Raw genomic sequence first — 11,183 nt, forward strand, 5'->3', positions numbered from 1 at the left:
AAAGCCCGACGTGGACGCCATCGAAGGTCTTCCGCCGACCATCGCCATCGAGCAGCGCCGGACCGGCTTTAACCCGCGTTCCACCGTCGCGACGGTCACAGAGGTCCACGATTATCTGCGCCTTTTGTTCGCGCGGGTGGGGACGCCGGCCTGCCCGCGTTGCGGCCGGCCGATCCGTCCACAGGGTCCCGAGGAGATCGTCGAGAGCGTGCTGCGGCTCCCGCCGGGCACGCGCCTCATGGTGCTCGCGCCGCTGGTGCGCGGTCAGCGCGGCGAGCACAAGGAGGTCATCCGTGGAGTCGTGGCGGACGGTTTCGTGCGCGTCCGAATCGACGGGCAGATGTATGAACTGAAGAACGTTCCTCGGCTCGCCAAGGGGCGGCGCCACACGATCGAGGCTGTCGTCGATCGCCTGGTGGCGAAGGAGGCCGCCCGAAACCGCCTGGCCGATTCCGTCGAGACCGCCCTCCGCATGAGCGACGGCCTGGTGCTCGTGAGCCACGAGTCGGCGGCGGGGAACTGGAAGAACACGCTCTACAGTGAGCGGTACGCGTGCGTCCGCTGCAACCTGAGTTTTGAGGAACTCTCGCCCCGCCTCTTTAGTTTCAACAGCCCCTACGGGGCCTGCCCGACCTGCCACGGCCTTGGGGCCGTCCAGCAGTTCGACGAGGATCTCATCGTCCCCGACGCGGACCTCTCGCTGGCGGCCGGGGCGCTGGCGCCCTGGAAGGCAGGCCCGCACCGCTACCGGTCGTTCTACGAGGAGGCGCTCGCCCGCTTCATCCGCGATTTCAATGTGGACCCCGAGACGCCTTTCCGCAAACTTCCGAAGCGCGCCCGCGACGCCTTGCTCCACGGGGGAACGCCGAACGCCGACCGCACGCGGGAACCCACCGGGCGCCCAGCCGAGCCATGGGAAGGCGTCATCCCCAGCCTCCAGCGCCTGGACGAAAAGAACCGCAAGGCGTCGGTCCAGCGGTGGCTCGAACAGTTCATGAGCGAGCAGCCCTGCCCCGCCTGCCGGGGGGCGCGCCTCAGGCCGGAGGCGCGAGCCGTCACGGTGGGCGGCAAAGCCATCCACGAAATCTGCGCCCTGAGCGTGACCGAAGCCGCCGGCTTCTTCGACTCCCTTCACCTGGAAGGCGAGAAGGAAACGATCGGGCGCCAAGTGGTTGCCGAAATCCGCAACCGCCTGCGGTTCATGATGGGCGTCGGCGTCGGCTACCTGACGCTCGACCGTTCGAGCGATTCTCTGGCCGGCGGCGAGGCGCAGCGGATCCGGCTGGCGACGCAGGTCGGCAGCGGCCTGGTGGGCGTCTGCTACGTCCTGGACGAACCGACGATCGGCCTGCACGCGCGCGACAACCGCCGGCTTCTCGACACCCTGCTGCGCCTGCGAGACCTGGGGAACACCGTCGTCGTCGTCGAGCACGACGAGGACACGATCCGTGCGGCCGACCATGTGCTGGACATGGGCCCCGGCGCTGGCGAGCACGGCGGGCGCATTGTGGCTGAGGGAACGGTCCCGGAGATCGCCGCCTCCAAAGGCTCGCTGACGGGGCGGTACCTGGCGCGCCACATGGCGATTCCGATTCCGACGAAGCGGCGCCGCGCCAACTGCCGGCGTGCCGTCCGAATCTCCGGCGCCCGTGAGAACAATCTGAAAAACCTTTCCGTTGCGTTTCCGCTGGGGTGCCTGGTGTGCGTCACGGGCGTGAGCGGTTCGGGCAAGAGCACCCTGGTCGGGCAGACGCTGGCGCCGGCGCTTCGGCGGAAACTGTACGGAAGCCGCGAAAAATGCGGCATCTATCGACGCCTCTCCGGGGCGGACGAGGTGGACCGCGTCATCGAGATCGATCAGAGCCCCATCGGCCGCACCCCGCGATCCAACGCCGCCACCTACACCAAGGTGTTCGACCACATTCGGCGCGTCTTCGCCCAGACACGCGAGGCGAAGGTTCGGGGCTACGGGCCCAGCCGATTCAGTTTCAATGTCAAGGGTGGGCGCTGTGAAACCTGCCGGGGCCAAGGCGTCAGAAAACTCGAGATGCATTTCCTGCCCGATGTGTACGTCACGTGCAGCGAGTGCCGCGGCAGCCGGTACGCCCGCGAGACGCTCGAAATCACGTACCGCGCGAAGACGATTGCCGACGTGCTGGGAATGCGGGTAAGCGAGGCCCTTCAGTTTTTCGAGAACTTTCCGCGCATCGTCGGGCAACTCGAGACGCTGGAGGCGGTGGGCCTGGGCTACATCGCGCTGGGACAGAACTCGACGACGCTTTCGGGCGGCGAGGCCCAGCGCGTCAAACTCGCCGCCGAACTCGGGAAGCACTCCACCGGCCGGACGCTCTACGTCCTCGATGAGCCGACCACGGGCCTCCACTTCGCCGACATCCAGCGCCTTCTCGACGTTCTGGCGCGCCTGGTGGACCTGGGGAATACGATGGTCGTCATCGAACACAACTTCGAGGTCATCAAGAGCGCCGACTGGATTATTGACCTTGGACCAGAGGGCGGCGACGCCGGCGGCTGCGTCATCGCCGAAGGACCGCCCGAACGCCTTGTCCGATCGCCCGAGAGCCACACGGGGCGGTACCTCGCGCGACACCTGGCGGGCAAAGGATAGTGCAGGGCCTCGCGGTCAGAACCGTCAATCCTTTCCGAATAACCCTTTCACGCCATCCAGGAGGCCCTTTTCGCCCGTGCCTTTGTCCAAGAGTCCCTTCTTCAGGCCTTCCAGAACGCTTTCCTCCGGATAGACCTTCACTTCCATCTTCTCCGGATATAGCGAGGGGTGGCTCGAAAGGTTGTGCCCTTCGATCGTGACGCCCGGCAGGTCCTCGTGGACCTTGACGCCGGTGAGTTTCAAGTTGCGGACGACCCACGTCGGATGCCGCGTAAGGTATTCCTGGGCCGAGAGCCTGAGGTAGCCGCGAAGCCGGGCCTCCTCCTCCAGGTCGTCCTTCGAGGGCGCCCTCCTGGCGGACTCGTCGGACTGAAGGAACTCCTTAAGTTTCTGGATCTTCTCGTTCAGGCGCTTGGCCTGCTCATAGTACGCCTTGACCTTTCCAAGGCTGCCGACGTCCAGGGGCGGCAGGACCGGCTCCTTCGACGCCGGCTCGCGGTACACTTGGCCGGGCACGGCGCGCTGGACGTCCAGGCGCATGTTGTAGCATTCGACCGAGTCCAGGACGAACCGCCGCGCCAAGAGGTCCGCCAGACTCACGTCCGCGACAATGCGGTCGGCCTGGACCTGGTTGTGCGTCGGCCGCGCGGCGTCGGTCACCTGGAGCCTCTCGACTACGAGCCGTCCCGACAGGAGCGAAAGGTCGGCCTTGCCGACGTTGACCTCGGCGCCGGTGGCCTGGGCGACGGCGGCCTCAATGCCCTGTCGGGCCAGTCGGTCCAGGAACAGCGCCTGGAAGGCGACGACCAGGATCAGGATGACGCCGCCCGCCACGAGCCGCCCTTTTTTCAGGAGCGGCGCCGAGGCCGCCATGTCCTCGTCGGCGGGTCTTCTCTTGCCGAGCGCCGCCCAGAGGAGCAGCCGGACAACCGGGTTCTCGCGGGCCTTCCGGAGGCCCTCGCTCGTCTCGGAGGCCATGCGGATGCGAGCCTGGGCCTTGTGGATCGCCAGCGTCGCGCCCAGCGCCAGTCCGCCGCCGACCACCACGATGATCGGCAAGGCCCCCAGCAACGCGTACACGTGCAGGTCCAGCAGCGCGAACACCGACGCGTCGGCGGTGGCCCGGACCAGGCTCACCAGGCCGAGCGAGTGCATCATGAAGTAGCCGAGGTGGCAGGTAACCGGGGCCAGCAGCACACAGAGGGCCTTGGCGAGTATGGCCGAGAGGCCCGCCAGGCCACCGTTCGTGTTGAGCAGCAGGAGAAGCACCACCATCGTCAGGACCGTCAGGTTCACACCGGGAATCATGCCGGCGGCAAACCCGAGGAACACGGCCAGGAAGATCTGTCGCGACGAGGCTCCGCCGCGCAGGGCCTTGAGGAGATTGCGAACGAGTTTGAAGGGGTTCACGGCCATTCTCCTTTTCGCTTGCGATTCGCCGGGGCCTTCGGCGCCACATTCACGGCGGACGGGCCCGGATGACGAAGAGGCACCCGTGAGGGGCCGTGGAACCTGTGCGATGCGGTTCCGCCGCCTTCGTCATTCGGTCTTGCTGTTTGATTCGTCATTCGGGTTTCGTCATTCGGCCTTGTGTGGCAGGCGGCTCTTCTTCGGGCAGGGCGTGCTTCGGTTCGGGCTCGGTTCCGGGCGCCTTGGGTTGGCCATCGTCTGCCGCACGCAGGAGGCCGTCGATGTACTCGACGGCCTTGTCGGCCTTATACGTCATGGGATGCCGGGGAAAGCGCTTCTGGAGTTCCGCAAAGGCCTCGCGCGCCTCGCCATACCGTTTCTCGCCGTAGAAGACCGTGCCGACGTAATACATGGCCGTCGGGACCTCCGGCGCGTCGGGGAAGTCGAGAAGATACGCCGCGAGGTTGTCGAGGGTGGCGGCCGCGTTGCCGTCCTCGAGCGGCACCATGGCGAGGATGAGTCTGGCCTGGCTGCGGCGCCCGTGCTTGTTTTCGGGGTCGAGTTCGGCCGCTTGTTCCAGGTAAGGCGCCGCGCGGCGAAGTTGATTGAGCAGGGCGAAGGCATTGCCAAGGGCGAAATTCGCCTCCAGATCGTTCGGCGCCTTCTTCTGGGCCCGCAGGAGTTCGGGAAACAGACGGACCTGGTTCAGCAGGTTGGCAAACTCCTCGGGCTTACGCGGTCCCATCGCCAGGTGCAGCGTCTCGCCGGTGGGTAGGAGAAACAGGACGCTCGGATAGACCCGGATGCCGAACCTCTGGCTGACCGGGCTCGCCTCCTTCGTGTCGTCCACGCGCAGCGGGACGAAGTGCCGGAAAATGAACGTCACCATCGGCTTGTTGCCGAAGCAGCCGCGGCTCATCCACTCGCAGGGCTGGGACCAGTCGGCGTGGAAGTAGATGAGGACAACGCGGTCGGAGGCGGCGGCCTCTTTCAAAGCCGAGTCGAGGTCTTTCCGCCAATCGGGTTGGATGGCGGGCGTTTCGGCCTTCGGCTGGCCCTGGGACTTGGGCGCCTCGGCCGCCGGGGCGGCGATGGCACCCGCCAACACCGCTAAGCCCAACCAGCCTCCCAGAGCGCGGTGCACCCGAAAGCCTCCCAGGTCGAGTGAATCGGGGATCACGAGGCCGGCGGTCCTTGGGCGGCCCCCTCCTGCCCCGGGGCGACGGACCCCGCCGCCGCCTCGGCCACGACGCCGACGCGGCGAAGTTTCTCATAGCGCTCCGCCAGCAGTTCATCGAGAGGCCGCTGCTTCAGTTCCCTCAGGTGCCGGCCGATTCGCCGCTCCAGCGTGATGGCCATCTCTCGCGGGTTACGATGCGCCCCGCCGAGCGGTTCCGGAACGATCTCCTCGATGACGCCGAACCGTTTCACATCCGCGGCCGTCAACCGAAGCGCCTCGGCGGCCTCGGGCGCCTTGGCCGCCGTCCGCCACAGAATCGCCGCGCACCCCTCCGGCGTAATGACGCTGCAATAGGCGTACTCGAGCATCAGCAGGCGGTCCGCGACGCCGATCCCGACGTACCCGCCCGAGGCGCCTTCGCCGATGACGATGCCGACGATCGGGACCCGCAGGCAACTCATCTCGCGGAGGTTGACGGCAATGGCCTCGGCGACGCCGCGCTCCTCCGCGCCGATCCCCGGATACGCGCCCTGGGTGTCGATGAAAGCGATGATCGGCACGTGGAACTTCTCCGCCAGCCGCATGCACCTCAGGGCCTTGCGGTATCCCTCGGGATGGGCGCAGCCGAAAAAGCACGCCACCTTCTCGCGCGTGTCACGCCCCTTGTGGTGACCGACGATCATCACCCGCTCGCCGCCGATCCGGCCCAGGCCGCATACAATGGCCCGGTCGTCCCGGAAGAGCCGGTCGCCGTGCAACTCCTTGAAGTCCTTGACGAAGGCTTCGACATAGTCGATCGTCTGAGGCCGATCCGGATGACGCGCCACCTGGACGACCTCCCACGGGGTCAGCGACTCGTACTTCTTGCGGATCATCGCCACGAGGTTCTTGCGGATGTCGCGAATTTCCGCGCTCAGGTCCATGCCCCGAGTGCGCTGCTGCTCCTCCAACTTGTGGATCTGCTCTTCGAGCTTGGCGAACGGTTTTTCGAATTCCAGGGTCATCCGGGCCATGCGTCCAGCACCCCTATCCCTTCCGGCCGTAGGCCTCTGCCAGGGCCCGCAGCATCGCACTCACATACCCCATCCCCTGCGGGCGGTCAAGAGGGTCTTTGGCCAGCATCGCCTGAACGAAGTCGTCCACCTGAAGCGGCACGTCGGGATCCAGCGAGCGGACGGTCGGCACGGGCGCCCGCACGTGCTGGTCCAGGAGGTCCTGGGGCCTGTGGCTGGCGAAGGGAACCCGCCCGGTGAGGCACTCGTACAGCGTCACACCCAGGCTGTACACGTCCGACTGTCCCGTCAGCCGGTCGTTCTGAATCTGTTCCGGCGACATGTAGGACCACGTGCCCGGCCGGCGGCGCTCGAACCACTTTCGCATCATGTGGCGCAGGGGCGTCGCATCCTGCCGGCGGGCCAGCGCGAAATCAATCACCCGCACCGGGCTCTCGTCGGCGGCGATGATGTTCTGCGGCTTGACGTCGCGATGGAGATACCCGAGTTCGTGGAAGTACGCCAACCCGTCGGCCGCCTGCCCCAGCCACGCGAGCGATTGCAGGAGGCTCGGCCGGCCTCGCCTCAGAAGCATCTGGAGGCTACGCCCCGGAATGAAATCCATGATCAGGTGCGGCCGAACGTCGTTCAGTTCCAGTTCGAGAATCCGCACCAGGTTCGGGTGCTCCAGCCCGGAGCAAACGCGGTACTCCGTCTCGAGGTACCCGCGGTACAGAGGGTCGTGAGCGAACTGCGGCCGCAGGGCCTTCAGCGCGTACTCGCCGCCGCGCCCCTTCCCCGCGAGCCGGATCGCCAGGAAGATCTCGGCGCTGTGTGATTCCGCCACCTTGCGCACGAGTTGGAACCCGCCGATGATTTGCGACATGGCAGCCTGCGCGACTGACGTGAACCACGTTCGCGGGCGCGGCGAAAACCCACCCACGCAGTGGCCGCACGCGATTCCCGCCTCTCTTTTGAACCCGGAGTCTATCGGCCGGCCACTGGTATCGGCAACCCAAAAATCTATTGACCCGCCCCGCGCCCACCTCTAGAGTGGGGCAACGTGTCGTGGTTCGAGCCGTCGGGACCCCAACCATTGCCCTCGCACATGACGCCCTGGAACCAGGTGACTATTATCGGAGTGGGCTTGGTCGGCGGCAGCCTCGGCCTGGCCTTGAAGAAGCGCGGGCTCGCCCGCCGCGTGGTCGGCGTCGGGTACCGTGAGCCCAGCCTCCAGGCCGCCCGCGACTGCGGCGCCGCCGACGAAACCTCGCTGGACCCCCGCGCCGGCGTCGGCGGGAGCGACCTGGTCGTCCTGGCCACCCCGGTGGGCAAGTTCGCCGAAATTTTGGAGCGTGCCGTTCCCGGCCTCGAGCCGGGGGCTGTGGTCATCGACGTCGGAAGCACCAAGCGAGAGGTCGTTGCCTCGCTCGAGCCTCTGGTTCGGGCGCCAAGCGCATTTGTCGGGTGCCACCCCATCGCGGGCAGCGAGCAGCGCGGCATCGTTCACGCCCGCGAAGACCTTTTCCAGGGCGCCACCTGCGTCGTCACGCCGACCGATCGCACCCCCGCCGACACCCTGAAGCGCATCGTCGCCACCTGGGAAGGCGTCGGCATGGTCGTCCGGACGCTTTCGCCCGAAGTCCACGATTGCCTCCTGGCCGAGGTGAGCCACCTTCCGCACGTCGTCGCCTCGGTCCTCGTGCAGGCCGTCTCCGGCGAGGCGGAACCGCTGGTCGGCCCCGGCTGGGCGGACACGACCCGCGTGGCCTCGGGCGACCCGCCCCTCTGGCGCGACATCCTCCTCTCGAACGCCGATGAGGTGGCCGCGGCGATCGAGCGGGCCCTGGGCGCCTTGGCCGCGTTCCGCACGGCGCTCTCGAAACGCGACGCCCGGCGCGTCGAGGCGCTTCTCGACCAAGCCAAGCAGCGACGCGACCGCATCGTCCGGGCCCGGGGGAACCTGGGCCTGTCCGAACCGAAGAGAGGCCAGTGACCATGGTCTGGGAGATCGAAGTCCGACTGACAGACCACGCCCGCGACGTGCACGGCCAGGAAGTGCTCCGCCAGATCCGCGACCTCGGCATCCAGTCCGTGACCGCCGTGGAATCCGCCCGGCTCTTTTACCTCGATACGGCGGCGCCTGCGAAGGACGTCGAACGCATTGCCGGCGAACTGCTGACCGACCCGGTCGTCGAGCGCTATCGCCTCGCCGACGGAAAACGCAAGGGCAAAGACGCCCGCCCCACCGTCGTCGTCCGGCGTAAGCCCGGCGTCATGGACCCCGTGGCGACGAGCACCCTCCAGGCCATCGCCGACATGGGCATCGAGGCCCGCCGGTGCCGTACCGCACGCAAGTACTATTTCGCCGGCAAGCCGAAGCGGGCCGAACTCGAAACCATCGCCCGGGCCGTCCTCGCGAACGCCTGCATCGAGGACATCGAGTTCAAGGACGATGTGTCGGGCGTCTTCCGCGACGCACCGCCCTACCGTTTCCAGGTTATCACGGTTCCGCTGGCCGAGGCCGACGACGAACGCCTTCAGAAAATCAGCCGCGAAGGCGGCCTGTTCCTGAACGTCCGCGAGATGCGCGCCATCCAGGAGCATTTCAAGTCCCTCGGCCGCGACCCCACCGACGTGGAACTCGAGACCCTCGCCCAGACGTGGTCCGAGCACTGCGTCCACAAGACGCTGCGCGGGATCATCCGTTTTCGCCGGCCCGGAAAGCGCGACGAGACGATTGACAACCTCTTGAAGAACACCGTCTTCCGCGCTACAAAAGAACTTGCGAGGCCCTGGTGCATTTCCGTCTTTCAGGACAACGCCGGCATCATCGAGTTCGACGATCCGTGGTGCGTCTGCTTCAAGGTCGAGACACACAACCATCCGAGCGCGCTCGAGCCTTATGGCGGAGCGGCGACGGGGATCGGCGGCGTCATCCGCGATCCGCTCGGCACCGGCCTCGGCGCCAAGCCCATCTTGAACACCGACATCTTCTGTTTCGCTCCGCCCGATTACCCTGCCGACAAATTGCCGCCCGGCGTGCTTCATCCCCGGCGGATCCTGCGCGGGGTCGTGGCGGGCGTCCGCGATTACGGCAACCGCATGGGCATCCCCACCGCCAACGGCGCCCTCTATTTCGACGAAAGGTACCTCGGCAACTGCCTCGTGTATTGCGGCAACCTGGGCCTCATGCCGCGCGACAAGTGCTTCAAACATCCCAAGGCCGGCCACAAGATCGTCGTCGTCGGCGGCCGCACAGGACGCGACGGCATCCACGGCGCGACCTTCTCCAGCAGCGAGTTGACGCACACCACCGGCTCGGAGTTCAGCCACGCCGTTCAGATCGGCAACCCCATCGTCGAAAAGAAAATGGTCGATACGCTCCTGGTGGCCCGCGACCGCGGCCTTTATTCGGCGGTCACCGACTGCGGGGCCGGGGGCCTCTCGAGTGCCGTCGGCGAAATGGGCGCCGAACTCGGGGCCGAGGTCTTCCTCGACCGCGTCCCCCTCAAGTACGACGGCCTCTCCTACACCGAAATCTGGATCTCCGAGGCCCAGGAACGCATGGTCCTTGCCGTCGAACCGGAAAAGGCCGACGAACTCCTGGCCCTCTTCGCCTCCGAAGACGTCGAGGCAACCGTCATCGGCGAGTTCACCGACTCTGGCCTGCTGCGCCTCCGCTACGAGGGCAACCTCGTCTGCGACCTCGACCTGAAGTTCCTCCACGATGGCCCCCCGCGCTACGAGCGGTCCGCCGAGTGGGTCCCGCCCGAGCATCCGGAACCGAAGACGCAACCGAAGGCCGACTACACCGCCGACCTGCTGGCCATCCTCTCCAGTTGGAACGTCTGCTCCAAGGAATGGGTCATCCGCCAGTACGACCACGAGGTCCAGGGCCAGACCGTCATCAAGCCCCTTCAGGGCGTCCGCGAAGACGGTCCCGGCGATGCGTGCGTCATCACACCCATCCTCGGCTCCACGAAGGGTCTGGCCGTCGGTTGCGGCATGAACCCGAAGTACGGCGACGTGGACCCCTACTGGATGGCCGCGGCCGGCATCGACGAGGCGGTCCGCAACGTCGTCGCCGTCGGCGCGCGGCCCGACCGCATCGCCCTGCTGGACAACTTCTGCTGGGGCAACTGCGAGAAGCCCGACCGCCTGGGGTCGCTCGTCCTGGCGGCCAAGGCGTGTTACGACGTGGCCGTTGCCCTCGGCACGCCCTTCATCAGCGGCAAGGACAGCCTCAATAACGAGTTCGCGACCGATTCCGAGACCATCGCCATCCCGCCGACCCTCCTCATCAGCGCGCTCGGCCTGGTGGACGACATACGCCGGTGCGTGACGATGGACCTCAAGGAGGCCGGCAACCCGGTGTATTTGGTGGGCATCGCGGCCGGCTGCGTCCGGGCCTGCCATGACCTCTCGGAAGGGGGCCTCGCGGTCGCTGCGGCCGAGATGGCCTTCGCCGCCGACCTCGGCCTGGAGATCGACCTCTCGGCCGTGCCGCGCGAGGACGCCTTGAACGACGACGGCCGCATCCTCTTCAGCGAATCCCAGACGCGTTTCCTTGTCGAGGTCGCGCGCAGCCGGGTGGCCGAGTTCGAAAAGGCTCTGGCCGGCGTCCCGTGCGCGCGCGTCGGCGAGGTCACGAAGAACGGCCAACTCGTCGTCCGCGGTTTAGGCGGCAAAACGGTTGTCGAAGCCGCCTGTGACCGCTTGCGAGATGCGTGGAAAGCGCCGTTGGCGTGGTAAGTTTAGCCGCCGCGCTTGCGCGGCGTGAATGATTCGGGAGCGATTATGCCCGTTCGCGCGTTAGTTTTGCGGACCGCCGGAACCAACTGCGACATTGAGACCCAGTTAGCCTGGGAAAAAGCCGGCGCCACCGCCGAGCGGGTCCACATCAACCGCCTCATCGAGGATCCCAAGCGCCTCAGCCGATACCAGATCCTGACGATTCCCGGCGGCTTTTCCT

8 protein-coding genes are annotated in these 11,183 nt (G+C 66.8%); 4 read left to right on the forward strand and 4 right to left on the reverse strand.

Annotated elements, in window-relative coordinates; all coding sequences use genetic code 11:
• On the forward strand, positions 1 to 2,626 hold a 2,626-nt coding region (uvrA, locus tag NTX40_09770), incomplete at its 5' end, for an excinuclease ABC subunit UvrA (GenBank protein MCX5649364.1).
• Positions 2,627 to 2,650: 24 nt separating this feature from the next.
• Here the strand turns inward: uvrA and NTX40_09775 are convergent.
• The 4 genes from NTX40_09775 to NTX40_09790 all read right to left on the reverse strand — a co-directional run bounded on the left by NTX40_09775 (position 2,651) and on the right by NTX40_09790 (position 7,094).
• Complete coding sequence (locus tag NTX40_09775; protein MCX5649365.1) at positions 2,651 to 4,036, reverse strand: hypothetical protein; 1,386 nt, start codon at positions 4,034 to 4,036, stop codon at positions 2,651 to 2,653.
• Positions 4,037 to 4,190: 154 nt separating this feature from the next.
• Complete coding sequence (locus NTX40_09780; protein MCX5649366.1) at positions 4,191 to 5,216, reverse strand: thioredoxin family protein; 1,026 nt, start codon at positions 5,214 to 5,216, stop codon at positions 4,191 to 4,193.
• Complete coding sequence (locus NTX40_09785) at positions 5,213 to 6,229, reverse strand: acetyl-CoA carboxylase carboxyltransferase subunit alpha (GenBank protein ID MCX5649367.1); 1,017 nt, start codon at positions 6,227 to 6,229, stop codon at positions 5,213 to 5,215. The genes NTX40_09780 and NTX40_09785 overlap by 4 nt, the downstream gene beginning before the upstream one ends.
• Before the next feature lie 13 nt (positions 6,230 to 6,242).
• Entirely contained in the window at positions 6,243 to 7,094 is an 852-nt protein-coding gene (locus NTX40_09790) for a serine/threonine-protein kinase (GenBank protein ID MCX5649368.1), read from the reverse strand.
• 240 nt (positions 7,095 to 7,334) lie between these two features.
• Here NTX40_09790 and NTX40_09795 point away from each other — a divergent pair, with 240 nt between their 5' ends.
• The 3 genes from NTX40_09795 to NTX40_09805 form a co-directional block, all read left to right on the forward strand.
• Positions 7,335 to 8,204, forward strand: a complete 870-nt coding sequence (locus NTX40_09795; protein ID MCX5649369.1) for a prephenate dehydrogenase — start codon at positions 7,335 to 7,337, stop codon at positions 8,202 to 8,204.
• A gap of 2 nt (positions 8,205 to 8,206) precedes the next feature.
• The gene (purL, locus tag NTX40_09800; GenBank protein ID MCX5649370.1) at positions 8,207 to 10,963 is read left to right on the forward strand and encodes a phosphoribosylformylglycinamidine synthase subunit PurL; all 2,757 of its coding nucleotides are present in this window, start codon (positions 8,207 to 8,209) and stop codon (positions 10,961 to 10,963) included.
• Between the two features lie 45 nt (positions 10,964 to 11,008).
• A partial coding sequence (locus tag NTX40_09805) for a phosphoribosylformylglycinamidine synthase subunit PurQ (protein ID MCX5649371.1) occupies positions 11,009 to 11,183 on the forward strand: 175 nt, incomplete at its 3' end.

The organism is Planctomycetota bacterium (genome assembly GCA_026387035.1).
GTDB lineage: Bacteria > Planctomycetota > Phycisphaerae > FEN-1346 > FEN-1346 > JAPLMM01.

What these genes read in the sequence shown, in the direction of transcription:
- purL (MCX5649370.1), top strand. Translation starts at nt 8,207, where the DNA reads ATGGTCTGGGAGATCGAAGTCCGACTGACAGACCACGCCCGCGACGTG.
- NTX40_09790 (MCX5649368.1), bottom strand. Translation starts at nt 7,094, where the DNA reads ATGTCGCAAATCATCGGCGGGTTCCAACTCGTGCGCAAGGTGGCGGAA.
- NTX40_09785 (MCX5649367.1), bottom strand. Translation starts at nt 6,229, where the DNA reads ATGGCCCGGATGACCCTGGAATTCGAAAAACCGTTCGCCAAGCTCGAA.